At 67.7% G+C, this 19,160-nt stretch carries 19 protein-coding genes; 5 read left to right on the top strand and 14 right to left on the bottom strand.

Annotated elements, in window-relative coordinates:
- Positions 1–57 precede the first annotated feature (57 nt).
- Genes ACNS84_RS14030 through ACNS84_RS14020 form a run of 3 tightly spaced genes read right to left on the bottom strand, consistent with a single transcriptional unit; the run spans position 58 to position 3,854 of the window.
- A complete protein-coding gene (locus ACNS84_RS14030; protein ID WP_435075481.1) occupies positions 58–621 on the bottom strand; it encodes an HIT family protein in 564 nt (187 codons plus the stop codon).
- Complete coding sequence (map, locus tag ACNS84_RS14025; protein WP_435075480.1) at positions 621–1,529, bottom strand: type II methionyl aminopeptidase; 909 nt, start codon at positions 1,527–1,529, stop codon at positions 621–623. The genes ACNS84_RS14030 and map overlap by 1 nt, the downstream gene beginning before the upstream one ends.
- Before the next feature lie 54 nt (positions 1,530–1,583).
- Complete coding sequence (locus ACNS84_RS14020) at positions 1,584–3,854, bottom strand: histidine kinase N-terminal 7TM domain-containing protein (protein WP_435075479.1); 2,271 nt, start codon at positions 3,852–3,854, stop codon at positions 1,584–1,586.
- Positions 3,855–3,933: 79 nt separating this feature from the next.
- Between ACNS84_RS14020 and bcp the strand changes: the two genes are divergently transcribed.
- The gene (bcp, locus tag ACNS84_RS14015) at positions 3,934–4,401 is read left to right on the top strand and encodes a thioredoxin-dependent thiol peroxidase (protein WP_435075478.1); all 468 of its coding nucleotides are present in this window, start codon (positions 3,934–3,936) and stop codon (positions 4,399–4,401) included.
- A gap of 22 nt (positions 4,402–4,423) precedes the next feature.
- Here the strand turns inward: bcp and ACNS84_RS14010 are convergent, their stop codons facing one another.
- From ACNS84_RS14010 to ACNS84_RS14000, 3 genes are all read right to left on the bottom strand, one after another.
- Positions 4,424–5,350 (bottom strand): DMT family transporter, encoded by a 927-nt coding sequence (locus ACNS84_RS14010; protein ID WP_435075477.1) that lies wholly within the window; start codon positions 5,348–5,350, stop codon positions 4,424–4,426.
- Between the two features lie 88 nt (positions 5,351–5,438).
- Entirely contained in the window at positions 5,439–6,485 is a 1,047-nt protein-coding gene (gene idsA3 / locus ACNS84_RS14005) for a geranylfarnesyl diphosphate synthase (RefSeq protein ID WP_435075476.1), read from the bottom strand.
- Positions 6,482–7,834 carry an RNase J family beta-CASP ribonuclease gene (locus ACNS84_RS14000; RefSeq protein WP_435075475.1) on the bottom strand — a complete coding sequence of 451 codons (1,353 nt, stop codon included), beginning with the start codon at positions 7,832–7,834 and terminating at the stop codon, positions 6,482–6,484. The genes idsA3 and ACNS84_RS14000 overlap by 4 nt, the downstream gene beginning before the upstream one ends.
- 311 nt (positions 7,835–8,145) lie before the next feature.
- Here ACNS84_RS14000 and ACNS84_RS13995 point away from each other — a divergent pair, with 311 nt between their 5' ends.
- The 3 genes from ACNS84_RS13995 (at position 8,146) to ACNS84_RS13985 (ending at position 9,745) form a co-directional block, all read left to right on the top strand.
- Entirely contained in the window at positions 8,146–8,388 is a 243-nt protein-coding gene (locus ACNS84_RS13995) for an LSM domain-containing protein (protein ID WP_435075474.1), read from the top strand.
- Positions 8,385–8,561, top strand: a complete 177-nt coding sequence (locus tag ACNS84_RS13990; protein ID WP_435075473.1) for a 50S ribosomal protein L37e — start codon at positions 8,385–8,387, stop codon at positions 8,559–8,561. Before ACNS84_RS13995 ends, ACNS84_RS13990 begins: the two co-directional genes overlap by 4 nt.
- Positions 8,562–8,710: 149 nt before the next feature.
- Entirely contained in the window at positions 8,711–9,745 is a 1,035-nt protein-coding gene (locus ACNS84_RS13985) for an MsnO8 family LLM class oxidoreductase (RefSeq protein ID WP_435075472.1), read from the top strand.
- 125 nt (positions 9,746–9,870) lie between these two features.
- Here ACNS84_RS13985 and ACNS84_RS13980 read toward each other — a convergent pair whose 3' ends face one another.
- From ACNS84_RS13980 to ACNS84_RS13965, 4 genes are read right to left on the bottom strand one after another with little or no spacing between them, the layout of a single operon-like run.
- Positions 9,871–10,953, bottom strand: coding sequence for a deoxyhypusine synthase (locus ACNS84_RS13980; RefSeq protein WP_435075471.1), 1,083 nt, complete (start codon positions 10,951–10,953; stop codon positions 9,871–9,873).
- 39 nt (positions 10,954–10,992) lie between these two features.
- Complete coding sequence (locus ACNS84_RS13975; protein ID WP_435075470.1) at positions 10,993–11,277, bottom strand: ubiquitin-like small modifier protein 1; 285 nt, start codon at positions 11,275–11,277, stop codon at positions 10,993–10,995.
- 22 nt (positions 11,278–11,299) lie between these two features.
- Positions 11,300–12,598 carry a cation:proton antiporter regulatory subunit gene (locus ACNS84_RS13970; RefSeq protein ID WP_435075469.1) on the bottom strand — a complete coding sequence of 433 codons (1,299 nt, stop codon included), beginning with the start codon at positions 12,596–12,598 and terminating at the stop codon, positions 11,300–11,302.
- Positions 12,595–13,893 carry a potassium channel family protein gene (locus ACNS84_RS13965; RefSeq protein ID WP_435075468.1) on the bottom strand — a complete coding sequence of 433 codons (1,299 nt, stop codon included), beginning with the start codon at positions 13,891–13,893 and terminating at the stop codon, positions 12,595–12,597. Before ACNS84_RS13965 ends, ACNS84_RS13970 begins: the two co-directional genes overlap by 4 nt.
- Before the next feature lie 94 nt (positions 13,894–13,987).
- Between ACNS84_RS13965 and ACNS84_RS13960 the strand changes: the two genes are divergently transcribed.
- A complete protein-coding gene (locus ACNS84_RS13960) occupies positions 13,988–15,187 on the top strand; it encodes an NAD-binding protein (RefSeq protein ID WP_435075467.1) in 1,200 nt (399 codons plus the stop codon).
- Positions 15,188–15,212: 25 nt separating this feature from the next.
- On the opposite strand, the gene ACNS84_RS13955 is transcribed toward ACNS84_RS13960, so the two are convergent.
- The 4 genes from ACNS84_RS13955 to ACNS84_RS13940 all read right to left on the bottom strand — a co-directional run bounded on the left by ACNS84_RS13955 (position 15,213) and on the right by ACNS84_RS13940 (position 19,156).
- Positions 15,213–15,848, bottom strand: a complete 636-nt coding sequence (locus ACNS84_RS13955) for a uracil-DNA glycosylase (protein WP_435075466.1) — start codon at positions 15,846–15,848, stop codon at positions 15,213–15,215.
- Positions 15,849–15,931: 83 nt separating this feature from the next.
- The gene (locus tag ACNS84_RS13950) at positions 15,932–16,159 is read right to left on the bottom strand and encodes a helix-turn-helix domain-containing protein (protein ID WP_435075465.1); all 228 of its coding nucleotides are present in this window, start codon (positions 16,157–16,159) and stop codon (positions 15,932–15,934) included.
- A 223-nt stretch (positions 16,160–16,382) separates the two neighbouring features.
- Positions 16,383–18,212 (bottom strand): FAD-binding protein, encoded by a 1,830-nt coding sequence (locus tag ACNS84_RS13945; RefSeq protein WP_435075464.1) that lies wholly within the window; start codon positions 18,210–18,212, stop codon positions 16,383–16,385.
- A gap of 53 nt (positions 18,213–18,265) precedes the next feature.
- The gene (locus ACNS84_RS13940; protein WP_435075463.1) at positions 18,266–19,156 is read right to left on the bottom strand and encodes a succinate dehydrogenase/fumarate reductase iron-sulfur subunit; all 891 of its coding nucleotides are present in this window, start codon (positions 19,154–19,156) and stop codon (positions 18,266–18,268) included.
- Positions 19,157–19,160 lie beyond the last annotated feature (4 nt).

Genomic DNA, 19,160 nt, shown 5'->3' with positions numbered 1-19,160 from the left:
GCGTACGGGAGGAACGAAGAACAGGTGTGCTGCCACCGGCGGTGGGTTCCGTCGGCGTCAGACCGAGCCGTCGCCGTCGAACGAGAGCCGAACCGCCTCGCCGTCGTCGGCGTCGCCCGGATCGACCACGTCGTCGCCGGCCGCGAAGGCGGCGTGGAGGTGCTCATAGGTGCGGTCGACCGCCTCGACGATTACCTTCGTGTCGCCGGTAACGGGCATGAAGTTCGTGTCGCCGTCCCACCGCGGGACGACGTGGGTGTGGAGGTGGTCTATCGACCCGCCGGCGGCGGTCCCGCCGAGGTTCTGTCCCGTGTTGACGCCGTCCGGTTCGAGGTCGCGTCGCATGGCCCTCAGCGTCGCTCCCTTCAGCCTCGCGTGATCGAGGAGGGCGGCGTCGCCGAGGTCGGTCGGGTCCTCACAGTGGGCGAACGGGATCACCATCGCGTGGCCGGGGTTGTACGGTGCGTTGTTCAACAGCACGTAGTTGTGCTCGCTGCGGGCGACGACCCGCGCCTCGCGGGCGTCCTCGCGCTCGGGCAGGACGCAGAACGGACAGCCGTCGATCGGGTCCGAGTCGCGCTCGACCCACTCGATCCGCCACGGCGCGTAGATCCGGTCCATCAGTCGTCGAAGTCGTGGATCCCCGCGGTCGTCACCTCGACGCCGTCCTCGGTGACGAGCAGCGTGTGCTCCGCCTGGCTCACCAAGGCGTCGTCGGCCTCCTTCAGCACCGGGTACCCCTTCACCGCGTTCGCCTGTTTGAGTCGGCGCAGCGCCATCTCGACGCGGTCGCCCTCCAGCCACCGCGCCGCGAACGGGAGGTCGTCGAACGTCTCGATCTCCTCCAAGATTTGCCGCGCGCGGCGGTCGCGGACGCTCCCGGTGCCCTGTCGCTCGAAGATCTCCTCGTCGGTGCCCTCACCGACCTTTCCGCGGCCGTCGGTGGCGAACGGCTCGATGGCGACCACCTGACCCGGCTCCAGTTCGACGGAGCGGTCGACGCCCCGGTTCGGAATCGTCGGACCGGTGTGCGCGTCGTACCGCTCGACGCCGTGACCGGAGAGGTTCAGCACCGGCGTGTAGCCGTAGCCGCGGATCACGTCCTCGATCGCCGCGCCGACGACGCCGACCTCGACGCCCGGATCGGCCTCGTCGACCGCCGCCTCGAGCGCCATCTCGGCCGCCTCGACGAGTTCGGGCGTGCCCGTGTGGTCGACGGTCACCGCGGCGTCCGCAATGTAGCCGTCGACGTGGACGCCGACGTCGAGACAGACCATCTCCTCGCCGAACTCGGTGTCGTCGTCGCGGGCCGGCGTCGCGTGCGACGCCTCCGGATCGACGCTGATGTTGACGGGGAACGCGAGACCGGCCCCCTGCTCGCGGATGAAGTCCTCTGTCCACTCCGCGACCTCCAAGTGGGTCCGCCCCGGCTCGACCATCTCGCGGGCCTCGTTCATCGCCTCCACCAGCACCGCGCCGGCCTCGCGGTAGCTCTCGACCGCGTCGTCGTCCAGGGAACCGTGACTCATGGTCGTCGATTTGGTCAGCGACCGCAAAGAGGTTGCGGAGACGGGGCGACGGCCTCAGTCGCGGCCGTCCGCCGCCGTCCCGGTCTCCGCCTCGATCGGAGTCTCCGGTCCGCCCGCGTCAACCGTGTCGTCCGTCCCCGCGGCCCCGGACTCCGCGTCGTCCGTCTCGCTGCCCGGCGACTCGGGTCGTTCCGTGCCGTCGGCTCCATCGCCGTCCTCCGGCTCCCCCGACTCAGCCGCGCCCTCCCGACCGTCGGCGTCGGCCGCCGGCAGCCACATCGTGATCACTGTCCCCCGCGGCTCCGGCGTGCGGATGTCTATTTCGCCGCCCGACTCCGTGACGATCCAGTGGACGAGCCAGAGGCCGAGCCCGCTCGCGTGCTCCAGCGCCGTCTCGCGCGCCTCGGTGAAGACGGTCTGCTCGACCGTGGGGATACCCGGGCCGTCGTCGGCGATCTCGATCCGGTACCTGTCGTCGTCGCCGGCCGCCACGGTCGCCTCGACGACCGGTCGGTCGCGGTCGTTGTGGACGACGGCGTTCTCCAGCACGTTTCGGACCGCGGACTCGAGCAGTTCGTCCGCGCAGACGAGGGCGTCCGGGGGCGTCGAGACAGTCACGGTCGCGTGCGGGAACGACGATTCGAGCGACTCACAGAGGTGATCGACGAGCCGCGAGAGGTCGATCTCCGTCTGCTCGGCGTCGCTGTGGAGCGCGACGTCGATCTCGCGGGCCTGGTCGCTGAGGTGCGTCAGCGTCTCGACCTTCCGGTCGATGATATCCAGGTACTCGTCGCCCTCCTCGTCGACGTGGTCGCGTAGCAGGTCCGCGTACCCGCCGATGACGTTCGTGTCGTTCTTGAGGTCGTGTCTGAGGACGCGGTTGAGCACTTGGAGCCGCTGCTCGTACCGACGGCTCTCGGTCACGTCGGTCGCGGTGATAACGACCTCGTCGGTGTCGTCGAACAGCCGCTCGACGGTCGTCTCGAACCGGCGCCAGTTTCCGTCGGCGTGCGCGATCCGGTGGTCGAACGACTGCGGCTCGCCCGTCTCGAACGCCCGTTCGAGCGCGCGCTGTGAGTCCAACGTGTCGTCCGGGTGAACCAGGTCGACGACCGGTCGTCCCTCTATCTCGGCGGGCGAGTGTCCGAGCAGCCGCGCTATCGACGGGCTCACGTACCTGACCAGTCCGTCCGTCCCGCAGACGGCGACGACGTTCGGCGACTTCTCGATGAGCGTCCGGTACCGACGCTCGAGTGTCTCTCGTTCCGTGACGTCCCTGAACAGGAGGACGGTACCGTTGTTGGTGTCGCCGCGCGCCGCCGCCCCGTGATCGTCGCCGGCGACAGAGTGGACGCTCACGGTCAGGAACCGGTGGCTCCCGTCCTCGTCGTGGGTCAGTCGAAACTCCGTCTCTCGCGGCCCGCTCCCGTCGTCGCCCGCCACCGCCTCGGCGACGGTCGGGGCGAACGAGAACGCGTCCGCGACGTCACTGCCCACGGTGATGGACGGGAACAGGCGCTTCGCCGGCTCGTTGACGTCGACGACCCGGGCGGTCGCGTCCACGACAACGGCGCCGTCGGTGAGGTTGGTGAAGACGGCGTCGCGGGCGACCGGCGAGATGTCGAGAACTCTGTGTCGCAGCATGACCCAGCCGAACACGCCCGAGGTGGCGGCGAACGTTATGGGCGTGAGATCGACGAACTGCGATCCGGCCACGCCGGCCATCCCGACGGCGCCAGCCGCGACCGGCGCCGCGCCGGCGACGAGCAACAGGATCGCCTGCCGTCGACGCAGCCCCTCGCGATCGAGCGCCGCGCGACCGAGCACGGTGACGGTCAGGACGGTGACGACGTACGAGTAGACTACGAAGGCGATGAGCGCCGGCGTCGGTTCGTACGCCATGACGAGGTAGCCGCCGGCGTCGGCGAGGGCGGGCGCGCGGTAAAAGAACGGCTCGGGACCGAACAGGAGGGCGCCGCAGACCGCGGCCCCGGGAACGAGACAGAGGAGCGCCAAGCGGCGCGGCCGGAGCCACGACGTCCGACCGACGTAGCCGAGGACGAACGCGGGCCACGCGACCGCGAGGACGCCGATGCCGACCCAGACGAACTGGTTCAACAGCAGCGTCGTGCCGAGATCGGTCGCCGACAGCTGGGCCGCGTACGCCAGCGACCAGACCCCGCTACCGAGCACGATGCCGAGGAAGGCGCCGAAGAGGTGGCCATCCGCTCGTCTCCGGTTCGCCGCGGCGTACGCGGCGAAAGAGAACGATGCGAGCGCCGCCACGAGCAACGGGGCCGTGTACGGCGTCGGTTGCCACACCATCAGTATCGAGTCGATGACTGTATCGGATAAAAATGAACCGGACCGAACGCCATAAGACGCCCCCGAAATGACGGGAGGTATGCTCGAACCGGGCGATCCCGCACCCTCGATAACGCTGTCCGACCAACACGGTGAGACCGTCACCGTCGATCCCGGTGACGCGCGACACACGGTCGTGTACTTCTATCCCCGCGCCGATACACCGGGGTGTACCACCGAGGCGTGTAGCTTCCGCGACGAGTGGGACGCGTTCGAGGGGGCCGACATCGCCGTCGTCGGCATCAGCGACGACCCCGTCGAGGATCTGGCGCCATTCGCCGAGAAGTACGACCTCCCCTTCACGCTGCTCTCGGATCCCGACGGCGAGGTCGCAAGCGCGTACGACTCTTACGGCGAAAAGCAGATGTTCGGCAACACCTTCGACGGCGTGTTCCGCAACACGTACGTCCTCGACGACGAGGGGACCATCGTCCTCGCGTACGAGGGCGTGTCTCCCGAGGACCACGCGGTCGAAATCGTCGACGACATCGCCGCGCTGGACGACTGATCCGTCGCCACCGCGCGAATATTTAAAAGAGGCCGCCGACCCGAGCGAGGATACGCGGCACCTCATCGGCAATCGCGTGCCGTTTCAACAGCGTGAAGCCGACGACGATGACGGCGAAACCGGCGACCGTCAGCGCCGTCACCGGCTCGGCCAGCAGCACCGCGCCCGCCACGGTCGCGACGACCGGAACGACGTACGAGACGAGGTTGATCTCGAAGGCGCCGAGCCGGTCGAGCAGCGTGAAGTAGATGGCGTACGCCACCGCCGAGGACAGCACGCCGAGGAAGAGCAGCGACCCGATCGCCGGGAGCGCGGTCGACGGGAGCTGTTGTGACTCGCCGAGCCCGTAGCTGAACCCGTGGATCAGGAAGGCGCCGAACAGCATCGCCCAACCAGTGAGCGCGACGCTGGAGAAGCTCGTTTCGACGGTCCGAAGCCCGACGCTGCCGATCGCGACCGCGATCACGCCGATCGAGATGAGCCCGACGCCGATCGTCACGCCGCCGGCGAGGTTCGCGGGGTCCGGCTGCGCGACGAGCCCGACGCCGACGAATGCGAGCACCACACCGAGCGCGCCGCGTGCGTCGAGGTCGGAGCCGCCGATCCACGCGGCCGCCACCGCAGCGGTCGCGATGGGAACGAGGCTGTATGTGATCGAGGCGATTCCACCGGTCGTGTACTGCTGACCAACGAACAGGAGCGAGTTGTTCGCGGCGACAGAGAGCCCGCCGCTGAAACAGATCGCGGCGACGTCGCCGCGGGTTCGCGGCAGGGGTCCCGCCTCGGTCAGGAGGACGTACGAGACCAACAGCAGCGCCGCAACGTCGAACCGGTAGGCGGCGTACAACAGCGGGGGATAGTAGTTGAGGCCGACCTCGATGGCGACGAAGGAGCCGCCCCACAGGAACGCGAGCGTGAAGAACAGGACAACGTCTCGATACCGGGACACGAACGAACGGAGGGGGACCGGGAATAAAGCGGTGTCCGTTGCGGACGACGCCGCCGGATCGGCGGCCGGCGACGACCCCGCTGGCGGCTCAGTAGCCGCGGACGATGAGGTAGTCCGCGAGGTCCTCGAGGAGGCTCCGAGAGCCGCTCTCGGGGAGGAGTTCGAGGTGCTCTTTCGACCGGGCCGTGAGGTCTTCGGCGGTCTCGCGGGCGTATCTGATGGAGCCGGCCGCTTCGAGGGCGGCGACCGCGTCCTCGATGGCCGATTCCGTGACTTCCGCCGGGGTGTCGGCGTCGACGAGTCCGTCGACGTCGACTCCTTCCTGGCGCGCGTGAAGCGTGATCAGCGTCTCCTTCCCCTCGACGAGGTCGGAGCCGCGTTGTTTGCCGAGTTCCTCCGACGGGACGGTCAGGTCGAGCACGTCGTCTTGGATCTGGAACGCTCGCCCCGAGTCGATGCCGTACTTGTACAGCGCGTCGACGACCTCGTCGTCCGCTCCGAGGAGGACGGCCGGCGTCGCCGCCGACGCCCCGTACAGAACGGCCGTCTTCAGCTCGACCATCTCAAGGTACTCCTCCGGAAGGATGTCGTTGCGGGCCTCGAAGGAGACGTCGAGCGCCTGACCCTCGCAGATCTCGGTACAGGTGGACGCGAGCATTCGCATCGCCTCCAGACCGTTCGCCGGCGCCGCGCCGGTCTCCGCCATGAACTCGAACGCCTTCGAGTAGAGGGTGTCGCCGGCGAGGATAGCCGTCGACGTGTCGTACTTCTCGTGGACGGCGGGGACGCCGCGGCGGAGTTCGTCCTCGTCCATGATGTCGTCGTGGATCAGAGTGAACGACTGGATCACCTCGATGGCGACCGCCGCGCGCATCACGTCGACTTCTGTCCCGTCGAGGGCGGAGAACTTGCGGAAGTCGGCCGCCATCGGCTCGACGCCCGCGACGGCCTCGGCGGCGAGCGTCGCCACCGTCGGCCGGAGGCGCTTGCCGCCCGCCTCCAGGATGTATCGCGTCGCCTCGTAGAGGCGCTCCGGGTGTTGTACCGGCAGCTCTTCGTCGATAGCAGCGTTGACGAGTTCACGCCGCTCGCGGATGGCTTCCAACACCCGCGCCTCCTTCGTCTCGTTCGTCATTCGGCGAGTTGGATGACGTTTCCGTTCTGCGTGACGTGGATGTCACGACCGAGCTTGTACCCCTGCGACTTCGCGAGATTCACGTACGGCGAGCGACCTTCCAGCGTCTGGTGGGCCGGGATGAGGTGCTGCGGCTGGAGCGCCTGCAGCATCTCGTAATGCCCCTCCTCGCGGAGGTGGCCGGAGACGTGGATGTCGTCGTAGAGGCGCGCGCCCTGCATCCGGAGGAGCTGTTCGGACTGGTAGCGCTGCCCCTCGTTGGTGGGCTCCGGAATGACGCTGGCGCTGAAGACGACCTTGTCGCCGTCATCAATTTCGTACGGGGTCTCGCCGCGGCCCATGCGGGTGAGCATCGCGCGCGGCTCGCCCTGGTGGCCCGTCACGATGGGGAGGAAGTTCCCCTTCCCCTCCTTCATGATCCGCTTGAACGCGCGGTCGACGGACTTCCGGTGGCCGTACATGCCGACGTCGCCCTGGAAGTCGACGAAGTCGAGTCGCTCGGCCGTGCCGGAGTATTTCTCCATCGAGCGCCCGAGGAGGACCGGCTGGCGGCCGATCTCGCGGGCGTACTCGACCAGCGTCTTGACGCGGGCGATGTGAGAGGAGAACGTCGTGGCGACGATCCCGCCCGAGTAATCTTCCATCGAGGTCAGCGTGTCCTCGACGTGTTTCTTCGCGTACGACTCGGAGGGGGTCCGACCCTTCCGGCCGGCGTTCGTGCAGTCCTCGATGTAACAGAGGACGCCCTCGTCCTGGCGGCCGATCTCGCGGAAGCGGTCCATGTCGATCGGGTCGCCGATGACGGGCGTGTGGTCCAGTCGCTTGTCGAGGCCGTAGACGACGGCGCCCTCGGGGGTGTGGAGGACCGGGTTGATCGCGTCGATGATCGAGTGGGTGACGTTGACGAACTCCATTTCGACCTGCTCGGAGTCGCCGATGGCCATCGTGCCGCCCGCCTTCATCTTCACGAGGTCGTTGTCGACCTGGAACTTGCCCTCGTCGGCGATCTGCTGTTTGACCAGTTCGATCGTGTACGGGGAGCCGACGATCGGCGCGTCGTACCGGTGGGCGAGCTTCGGAATGCCTGCGATGTGGTCGAGGTGACCGTGGGTGGGGACGATCGCCTGGACGTCGCCCTCCAGTTCGCTCATGACGCGATCGTCCGGGATCGCGCCCATGTCGATCAGGTCGAGGCTGTGCATGCTCTCGGTCTCCACGTTGTCGTGGATGAGGACCTTACTGAGATTCAGGCCCATGTCGAAGATGACGATGTCGTCGCCCGCCCGCACCGCCGTCATCTGTCGACCGACCTCTTCGTAACCGCCGAGTGTCGCAATTTCGATTTCCATGGTTTATGTATATCGAACGCCTGAACGGCGTCCATCACTGAAACCCCGCAAGGAGCCGTCAGCGCTTCGTCCGACCGCGCGTCGTTGAGGCCCCGCTACGGCCGAGCCGACGTCGGCTCACCGTGTCCCGCGGGAGTGTGGTATCCCGAGATACAGGTGCCCGTCTTAAAAACACCGGGGTTCGTACGCGGTCGAGTCGGCCGGTGACACGGCGGTCCACGGCCGGTTCGGCCCGTGAGAGGCGTTCGCTCGGTCGATTCGCGCCTCACGTCCCGGTATTTTTATTACTGCGACGGGAAGCGGTACATACAATGAGTGGACGACCCCTCGACGTGCTCGAAGCGTCGCTGGAAGAGCCGGTGACGGTACATCTGAAGGACGGGACGACGTACTACGGAATCCTATCCGGGTACGACCAGCACATGAATGTCGTCATCGAACCGGAGGACGACGTTGACGACCGCGTCGACGACGACATCGACGGCGAGTTCGCCGTCGCAATCGAAGACACAACGATTATACGCGGCGATAACGTCGTCACCATCAAAGCATGACCGGCTCCGGAACGCCCTCTCAGGGGAAAAAGAACAAGACGGTTCACGTGAAGTGCCGCCGCTGCGGCGAGAAGTCCTATCACATCAAAAAGGAGCGTTGCTCCTCCTGCGGCTTCGGGAAGTCCGCGAAGCGCCGCGGCTACTCGTGGCAGTCGAAGAACGGCGACAACTGACGACACCAGTTTTTCTGTACTTCGTTTCTCCGTTGCCCCCGTAGCGACGGCCGTCTACGACTCAGTCGCTCCGCCGCGAACGCACCGGTAGCGATCCCTCGACCCACCGTCGACCCAACGCTTACTATCGACCGTCGTCGACTCGGGACATGGAACTGTCCGTCGTCGACCTCTCGCCGGTCCCTCCGGACGGGACCGCTGCCGACGCCTTCGCGAACACGGTCGCGGCCGCCGAGCAGGCGGAACGACTCGGGTACACGCGGTTCTGGGTCGCCGAACACCACGGCCGAGCCGAACGGCTGGCGGGAACCACCCCCGAGGTGCTCCTCGGTCGGCTCGCGGCGGCGACCGACACCATCCGGATCGGCAGCGGCGCCGTCCTGCTCAACCACTACCGGCCGTTTAAGATCGCAGAGGCGTTCGGAACGCTGGACGGACTCGCGCCGGGCCGCGTCGATGTCGGCGTCGGTCGGGCGAACGGCTCGCCGGCCGCCGACCGGGCGCTCGGGACGAGCCGCCGCGTCGAGAACCCGAACGAGGACCACGAGGAGCGGATCCGTGCGCTCGTGAGCCACCTCTACGACACGTACCCCGAGAACCACCAGTACGGCGAGCTCTCCGTTCCGCGGTCCGGCGAGTCACCCCCGGTGCCGTGGGTGCTCGGGTCGAGTCCAGCGAGCGGCGAGATAGCGGGACGGCTCGGGCTCCGGTACTGCTTCGCCGGGTTCATCCGGCCCGGATTCGCAGAACGCGCCGTCGCGGCCTACCGCGAGGCGTTCGACCCGGGAGCGCTTCCCGGCGGGCCCGACGAACCGACCGCGATGCTCGCGATCAACGCCGTCGCCGCGGAGACCGACGCGGCCGCGGCACGACGCCGCGCGCCCGCGGAGGCGATATATCGACGCATGAAGCGCGGAGACCTCGGCGGGTCGACGCCGACCGTCGAGGCCGCGATCGACGAACTCGGCGAGGTCCCCGACCCGACGCCGGCGACGCTCGACGACGACGAGTGGCCGCGATCGGTCTCAGGGAGTCCCGAGACGATATCGGGCGTGCTCGACGAACTCGCTGGCCGCCTCGGCGTCGACGAGGTGATGATCCAACACACGGTGCCCGAGCACGAAGATGCGCTGGAATCGCACGTGTTGTTGGCCGAGGCGATGGATCTGAAGTCGAGAGCGTAGCTCGGTATTGATTCGAGACGACCTCCCGGTTCCCAGAGTGAACGTCAGTCACCCGTAGTCGATTACGGACCGACGAGACACACCTCCAAACCTGAGCCAACCGCACCGTCCCCGCCCTCGGGTTCCTACTCCACGCGCTCGCGGGCCGCCGCGATCAGCATCGGGAGCATGACCGTCGCGTCGCCGTACACGGAAGCGTTGCGCGCGTCCTTCTCCAGTTTCCCCCACGATCGGGCCTCTTCGAGGGTCGCGCCGGAGAGCCCGCCGGTCGCCTCCGGGTCCATCGTGATCTGGACCGCGTAGTCGTACGCCCGCGGGGTGACGAGCATCGTCTGGAGCGTGAAGTTCTTCGGAACGCCGCCGCCGACGAGCAGGCAGCCGGCGTCGTCGGCGTCGAACGCGAGGTCGGTCAGTTCCGTCATGTCGGCCAGCGCGTCGAGCGTGAAGTCGGCCGTCTGCGCGTACATCCACGCCTGCAGCCCGAGCACGGAGTCCTGCACCGCGGGGCAGTAGACGGGGACGTCGCACTCGTAGGCGGCGGCGGCGACGCCGGGGTCCTCGGCCACGTCGTCGCGCTCGTTGACCGCGGCGTTCGCCCGACCGAGTTCCCGCGCGAGGTCGGCGATGGAGACGGCGTCGCCTCCCTCGGCCTCGGGCTCGGCCTCCAGCGCCGGGAAAACCTCCTCACGGAGGTGTCCCTCGAACGACGCGAAATGCTCCTGTGGCAGATAGACGTTGTAGATGCGGTCGACACCCTCGTCGCGGAGCCCCTCGTCGTGCTCGCGGAGGCTCTTCTCCGGGTCGTGGGTCCGGCCGTGGTGGTGTTTCCCGCCGATCGCCTCGATGGCGTCGTGTGTGAGGTTCGCCCCCGTGGTCACCAACGCGTCGACGTAGCCGTCACGGATGAGATCGGAGACGATCCGGCGCATCCCCGCGGGGACCATCGCTCCGGCGAGCGAGAGGAAGACGGTGCAGTCCTCGTTCGCGAACATCTCCGAGAGCACGTCTCCCGCCTCGCTGACCGACGCCGCGCCGATCCCCGCGTCGCCGTACCCCTCGACCAGCTGACCGACCGTCATGTCGCCCGTCGCCCGGGTGTGCCCGACCGGGTCCTCGTGGAACTCCTCGCGGTGCGGGTCGTCGTGTTCGTGCTCGTCGCCCTCCCCATCATCGTGCCCCTTCCCGTCGGGTGCGTCGCCGTCGCTCATGTCGGACGATGCGACGGGCGACCGTTTGAAACGACCGATCTACCGGCTGCTCGATCCCCCGCTCACCGGCGGGAACAGCGCCAGTTCGTCGCCCGACTCCAGCGTCGTCTCCAACCCGTCGCCGTTGCGGACGCTCTGTCCGTTTCGGAGGACGTTGATATGGTCGGCCACCGACCCGTCGTCGAGCACGCGGTCCCGGAGGTCGGGATGCGCGTCGAGGAGGGCCTCGAGCGCGTCCCGAACCGTGTCGCCCGGCGAGGCCTCCACCTCGACGGTGCGGCCGCCGGCGATCTCCGCGAGATCCGCGAACAGCTTCCACTCCATACGTTGGCCCCGCACGGGCGCCTCAAGAGCGTTGCGTCCCGCCGTCTGCCCTGCCGCCGGCCCGCGGTTCGTCCCCGTCGGGCGATTCGGCCTCGACATCGTTTCGGTCGCTCTCCCCGGCGGCCCCCGCCTCGAACTGTCGAAGCGCGTCGGGTCGCCCGACGAGGTACACCAGGTCGCCGGCGCCGAACGTGTACGCGCCCGTCGGAATCGGTTGAACGGACCCGTTCTCGGGTCTGACGGCGGCGACGACGATCGGCACGTCACCGACGGTGCTGCCGGCGAGGGCGCTCCCGGCGGTGACGGTGATCGCCGCCATCGTTTCGTCTGCGGTCCGGAGCAGCGACGCGAACTCCCGGTCGGCCTGCGGCTCGGCCGGAAGCGTCACGAGCCGGTACGACTCCTCCTCGACGAGCGCCTCCGCGTCAGACTCGTCGAGCGCGACGGTCGCGGCGTCGCCGGCGACGCCGCGGAGTTCTCCGGTCGCGACGCGCTCAAGTTCGGGCTCGGTCCGCCACACCTGAACCATGTCGCCTGCGGTCGCGTTGTTCGGCGGGTCCGCCGCCACGGAGACGGCGGCCGACCCGGGCGCGAGCGTCGGTCCGAGCCCGGCCGCGCGGGACCCGACCCCGAAGTACTCCACCGCTCCGTCCTCGGTGATGTCGACGTCGACGTATCCGACGCCGTAGTCGCTTTTGACGCGCTCGACCAGCCGCTCGCGGAGTTCCTCGCCGGAGAGCTTTCGCGAGAACAGCAGCGTCTTCTTCGCCATTTCGGCTTTTTTCTCGGGCGACACCGGGTCGTAGGTGTCCATGTCGTTGATCTCTTCGGCCGGGGGAAGCGTGACGGATGTGAACCGGCCGACCGCTCGGACGATACCGGTGAGTTCGCCCTCCAACTGGCTGGCGCCCGAGAGCGCGAATACGTCGACTGCGAGCCTGTCGCCGACGTACCGACCGGCCGGGGCGGTGAACGCGGCGACGCCGAGCGACACGACGTTGAAGAAGACGCTCTCCGGTTCGAGCAGCGCCGGGCTGTCACCGGCCGCGATCGCTCCGAGCGAGGTCGTGTTGAGATACAGCGCCACGACGGAGACGCCGAGCAGGAGGGTGACCCCTTCGGGGATCTCGTCGCGGAAGTACCAGCGATACGTCAGCGCCGCCGTGCCGGCGACGAGGACCGACAGCATCCCGAACGTGACGAGCGTGACCGCCGCCTGGCGCGGTCGCGCGAACCCTACCTCGACGGGGGACGCCGCGATGCTCGCGAGGTGCCAGAGGCTCCCGACATCGACGCCGGACGACGCGGCTGTCGCGATCATCGCGCGGCCTCCGCGAACCGATCGATCGCGTCGCGACTTCCCACGACGAACAACTCGTCCTCGGCGGACAGGAGTTGTGACCCGTCCGGGGCGATGGCCCACGAGTCATGTCGCGCCGCGAGGACGGCGACGTCGTAGCGGTCTCTGATACCGACCTCACCGATCGAGTGCCCGTCGAGGGGGCCACCCGGGACGACGGACACCTTGCGGAACCGTTTCCCGGCTCGGCGGAGCAGCGTCGTGAGTTCGTACTCCCGTCGCGTCCCACGAGAGAGGACGAGAACGCGCCCACGGCCGGCGTCCAGCAGCGCCTTCGCCTCCGCCCGATCGACCGCGACCGTCACCCGGCCCTCCCCGCCGGTCGTCGTCGGTGCGGCCGACGATGGCGTCGGTACCGGCTCGCCGCCGTCGGTCCGGGGGCCGCCGTCATCACGCGACTCGCCGTCGCGGCCGTCGGACTCGGTCTCAGGGGCGTCTCCGGTCGGTTGTCCGGCCGCGAGAGACGCCTTCCCCGCGCCGGCGACCGGGGCGCCGCTCGTCTTGGCGGCCAGCACGGGTCCCTCTACCGAGCGATCGGCGGTGAGCACGCGTACGACGTCCCCGCGAGCGATCCCTGTCGGGACGAGCGCCGGAACCGAAACCGCGCGCTTTCCCTGCGGAACCCGCTTCGACAGCGCGCCGGTGGGCGGGGCCGCGGCCACCGTCGCGTTCGCTCGCTCGTCGATGCGTACGGCGACGTCCGCCAGGTCGAACTCCGTGCGAAGTCGCTCCGCGAACCGGTCTTCGAGTTCGATGAGCGGGACGTCGGCCGGGAACGTCCACTCTCCCTCGGCGATCGCTCGACGGGTCTCGGCCGGCAGCGGCGGGTACCCCTCCATGTCGCTCACATCACCGGCGACCTCGACGACTGCTCGCCCCCGACCGCCGACAAGCTCGACGACGTCGGTCGAGAGGGTCCGGTCGCGAAGCTCCCGAAGCGAGAGGCGTTTCGGGACCGACGAACCGAGCTTGTCCCCCTGTGCGTGTGCGTACAGCGAGATCATCAGGATGACGACGATGGCGGTGAGGATCGCCGGTGCGCGCTCAGACGATCGGATCGTCTGGTCGTTGAGCGCGAGCAGCCCGCCGTTGATCCCGGCGAGCGCGAGCGCGAGGACGACGACCCCGAGCCCGGGTATCGTCACGTCGGTGACGTACTTGAACACGAACCCGAGGACCCCGGCCACCAGGGCCGGAACGACCCCCGTGATGACCCCGAGATAGACCCCGAAAACGATCTCGACGGGCAGTGACATACGCACCTCATGTGACGGTGAGCGTAAACCGCTGTCGACAACGGACGCGTCTCTTCCTCGCGGGGTTTAAGACGACTCTCGCGGACAAGTCGGTATGGAGCTGTCCCGAGAGTGGGTGAGCGTTCGAGCGTCCATCGCGCTGACGTTCTCGGTCGCGATCCTGTCGATCCTCGCGGGGCTCGCCCAGATCGGCGGGCTCGGCGTCGACGGCCCGCTCGCCCCGTTCGTCCCCCACGTCATCCGACAGACGGTCGGGTTCACCGGGACGATCACCGGCTTCGCGATGCTGGGGAGCGGGTTCGCCCTGCGGAACGGGTACCGGGCCGGCTGGCACTCGACCGCGATCCTGTTACCGTTGACCGCGCTTCAGGGGCTGATGCAGGCCTCGGTGCTCTCGTTCCCGCTGGTGGCGCTGTCCGTGGTGTCGGTCCCGGCGCTCCTCTACAACCGGGGACGCTTCGACAGGACGTTCTCGCCGTCGCCGACGCAACTTGCGGCGACCGCCGCGCTCGTCACCGCCATCTCGTACGGAACGGTCGGCACGTACGCGCTCCGCGACCAGTTCAACGGGGTGGTGACGATCGTGGATGCGTTCTACTTCACGGTCGTTACGGCGTCGACGGTCGGCTACGGGGACATCGGTCCCCAGGCCGGCACGTCGGCCGACATCGCGCAGCTGTTCGTGCTCTCCTCGCTCGTGATGAACGTCGCCGCCTTCGCGGTGGCGCTCGGTGTCCTCCTCACTCCCGCCATCGAGGCACAGCTCTCGAAGGCGCTCGGAAAAATGACAGACAGACAGATTGACCTCCTCGACGACCACATCCTCGTGCTCGGCTACGGGGACCTGACGGAACCGATACTCGAAGAGCTCGACGCCCGCGACGGCGTCCAGTACGCCGTCGTGACGACCGACGAGACGGCCGCCCGGCGCCTCGGCGACCGCGACGTCCCGGTGTACACCGCGGACCCGAGCGACGTCGAACCGCTCGAACGGGTCAACCTCTCCGGTGCTCGTGCAGTCATCGTCGCGACCGAGGACGACGCGCGCGACGCGCTCGCCATCCTCACCGCCCGCCAACTCAATCCCGACGTCCGGATCGTCGCCGCGGTGACGCAGCGAGAGAACGTCGACAAGCTCCGTCGTGCCGGCGCCGATCAGGTGATCTCGCCGTCGACGCTCGGCGGACACATCCTCATCGACTGCGCATTCGGCGCGGACAGCGAAGACGCGACGACCGGCCTGCTCGGCGACGCGATCGACGACGTGGAGGATCTCGACGACCCGACCGCCTGACCTGGGATCTCGTCGGTGCCGTCCGTCAGCGGCTCTGCCGCCCTTTCGTCTGCCGGTAGTCCCGGCTCAACACGTGGTCTCGCATATGCTCGCGGAACGCCTCTTCGTCGGCGTCGGTCATCGACGCCGGCTCTTTCATCGGGACCAGTTCGAACCCGCGTCCGCGGATCGTCGTCGCGTGTTCGGCGTCGATGTCGAAGGAGTCGGGCCGCCGCGTCGTGTACTCGACCGCGAGTTCGCGGAGCGCACGCTCTCCGACGGGGACGATTATCTGCGGGTTGATCATCCGAATCTCTGCGTTAAGGAACGGCTCGCAGGTGCCGATCTCGCGGTCGGTCGGCTCGCGGTCCGGATGCCGACAGCGCGTCAGAGCGGTGAAGAACACGTTCTGTACGTCCGGCTCCGCCGCGTCCGGCGACGACCGCACGAAGCCGAGGTCGGCGAATATCGACTGCACGCGCTCGCCCCCGTCGGGCCCCGTGAACGGGACCCCGTTCGCTTCGGCGGCCGCCGTCGGGCCGGTTCCGACGACGAGAAACTCGGCGCCGACGTCGCCGTACCCGTGGACGACGCGCTCGCGCTCGTCGCACAGTCCGGGACAGTTCTCGCAGGCCGTGTCCATCCCGAACGGATTCCGGAACTCCTGTTGGTTCGCGTCCACGTGCGCAGTGCGTCCCGCGAGCCCCTAAACGCTCCGCTGACGGGGTCGGTCGGTGTCGACGAAACGCGATCGGTCGCAGCGAGTCAGTTCAGCGCGTAGGTGTCGCCGTCGTAGTCGACCATTCCCTCGCGCTTGAGGGTCTTCAGGATGCTGTACAGCGAAATCTTCTTCATCCCGAGCGACTCGCCCATCTCCGAGACGGTAGCGTCGCCCCTCGTCGTCAGGAACAGGTACACAAGTTTCGCGCGCGGAGACTGCAGCTCCGGCGGCAGGGCCGGCGCCGCGGTGCGTGCGGTCTCTGTCTCTATCATCTTACCCGGACCGTGGAGTTCGACGATAATAAATCCCCTATTCAACGATCGTCGAAACTGTCTGAATCGGACGGAAAGCGGCGAATACCGGCGAATTAGTGAGATAGTACGGGTGAAAAACAGTGTCAGCGGCGACCGGTCGGGTCGAACGACCCGGTGATTTCGACCGACGACGGATAGCAAACCGTGAACGATTCCGAACGATCGTGTCCGTTTCGGCGAGTCAGTACGAGCGGGTCTTCGGCTCGTACGTCTTGTTCTCGCCTTCCAGGATCGTCGGCTTGTACCACAGCTCCGGCTCGCCGTCGTTCCACGAGACGAGCGTGTGTTTCAGCCAGCTCTCGTCTTTCCGCTCCTGGTGTTCCTTCCGCCAGTGGGCGCCACGGAACTCCTCGCGGGCGAGCGCGCCCATCGTGAGTGCCTCCGCGATGTCGAGGATGTTCCGCGTCTCCATCGTGTGGATGAGGTCCGTGTTGAACGTCCGGGACGGGTCGGAGACCGCGACGTCCTTGTACGCCTCGCGCGCCTCGTGGAGGTCGCCGAGGGTCTCCTCGAGTCGGCCCTCCTCGCGGAACACGTTGACGTTGGCCGTCATCGTCTTTTGGACCTTCGAGCGGATTTCTGCGTGGTTGCGTCCCCGGCGCGACAGTAGTTCGTCGACACGGTCCTTGGCGCGTTCGACGGCGGTGCCGAGCACGCCGTCTGCGTCCGCCGCCACAGCGCCGCCGTCGGCTGCGGCTGGGCCGCGACTGTCGGTCTCGCCGACCTCAACGTCGAACTCGTAGTCGGCGGGTTCCCACTCGCCCCTTTTTCCGGTCGGAATCTCGGCCTCGCCCATGTCCTCGCCGGCCGCGTGGCGACCGGCGCGCTTGCCGAACACGATGAGTTCCGGCAGCGCGTTGCCGCCGAGGCGGTTCGCGCCGTGGACCGACGCGCAGGCGCACTCGCCGGCGGCGTAGAGTCCTTCAATAGCGGTCTCGCCGTGCTCGTTCGTCTCGATACCGCCCATCGCGTAGTGCTGGCCGGGCTTGACCGGCATCGGCTCCGTGAGCCCGTCGGCGCCCTCGAAGTCTTCCGCGAGGTGGAGGATGTTCTCCAGCCGGTCGAGGATGCGCTCTTCGCCGAGGTGGCGCATGTCCAGGTGCACGTACTCGTCCTCGATGCCGCGCCCCTCGTTGACCTCGGTCAACTCGGCACGCGAGACGACGTCGCGGGAGGCGAGTTCGCCGTCGTTGTTCGCGTAGCCGTGCTCGAACATGAAGCGCTCTCCCTTCTTGTTGTAGAGGATGCCGCCCTCGCCGCGGACGCCCTCCGAAATCAGGACCCCGGTCGACGGCAGGGTCGTCGGATGGAACTGGATGAACTCCATATCCTCCATCGGGACGCCCGCTCGGTACGCCATCGCGACGCCGTCGCCGGTGTTCGCGACCGCGTTCGTGGTGTGATCGAACACCTGACCCATCCCGCCCGTTGCGAGGATGACGCCGTTCTTGGCGCGGAAGCCGCTGACCTCGCCGCTCTGGATGTCGTACGCGACGACGCCGTGACAGGTCCGCTCGGCCGGGTCATCCTCGTCGGTGACGGCGAGGTCCATCACATGCCATTCGTCGTACACCGTGATGCCCCGTTTGACCACCTGCTCGTACATCGTGTGGAGCATCTGGTGGCCGGTCTCGGCGCCGGCGTACGTCGTTCGCGGGAACGAGAGGCCGCCGAACGGGCGCTGTGAGACGCGACCGTCCTCCTCACGGGAGAACGGCATCCCCCAGTGTTCAAGCTGGATGACCTCCTCCGGGCTCTCCCGACAAAGGGCCTCGACCGCCGGCGCGTCGCTGAGGTAATCCGACCCCTTCATCGTGTCGTACGCGTGGTCCTGCCAGGAGTCGGCGTCGCGCAGCGCCGCGTTGATGCCGCCCTCGGCCGCGCCCGTGTGTGAGCGAACCGGGTGCAGTTTCGAGACGATGGCCACGTCGGCCCCAGCTTCTTGTGCCGCAATCGCCGCTCGGAGTCCCGCCCCTCCGGCGCCGACGACGACGACGTCGTGTTCGTGCATGTTGAGTATGATATTTTGTTGGTCCTGAATGCCCTTGAGCGTGTCTGCTGTCGCTACCAGAACTTCAGGTTGTTCTTGACCGCTTCGCGCTTCAGCTCCTGGATGTGCTCGGTGAGTGGGATGTCCTTCGGGCACACCTCAGTGCAGGAGAACTGGGTCTGACACCGCCAGACGCCGTGCTCCTGTTCGATGATCTCAAGCCGCTTCTGTTTGATGTCCTCGCCCTCGCGCTCGTCCATCGCAAACCGGTACGCTTTGTTGATGGCGGCCGGGCCGAGGTACTCGTTGTCGCCGGCGGCGATGTTACACGAGGACATACACGCGGCACACCAGATACAGCGCGTCGACATCTTCACCTTCTCGCGGTTCTCCCGCGTCTGGCGCTGCTCTTCCAGTTCGCCGTCGGGGTACTCGTTGGTCTGGAAGTACGGCTCGACGGCCTCCATCTGGTCGTAGAAGTGCTCCATGTCGACGACGAGGTCCTTTTGAACGTCGGCGTGCGGGAGCGGTTCGATGCGGATCGGTTCCTCGAGGTCGACGATCTGCGTCTTACACGCCAGCTTCTGCCCCCCGTTGACGAACATGGCGTCCGAGCCACACACCGCCTGCCGACACGAGTGCCGGAACGTGAGCGAGGAGTCGTAGTTGTCCCGAGAGTACATCAGCGCGTCGAGCACCGTCATCCCCTTCGTGAACGGGACGTGGAACGTGTCGAACCGGGGATCCTGTTTCCCCTCCACCTCGGGGTCGTATCGGAACACCTTCAGCTCGATTGTGTCCTCGTCGGCCGCGGCCCTCTCGGCCTCCTCGGCCTGACGCTCTGTACGCTGCTCTGCGGCCCGGCGGCGTTTCTCCGCCCGTCGCTCGTCGCCCTTCGAGGCGACCTCCGCCTCGGTTTCAGTCTCGCTCGATTCCTCGGTCTGCTTGGGTATCTGTGTGCTCATGGTC

This window comes from Halorubrum wangae, assembly GCF_051194135.1.
Taxonomy (GTDB): domain Archaea; phylum Halobacteriota; class Halobacteria; order Halobacteriales; family Haloferacaceae; genus Halorubrum.
This window is presented reverse-complemented; position numbering and strand designations above follow the sequence as displayed.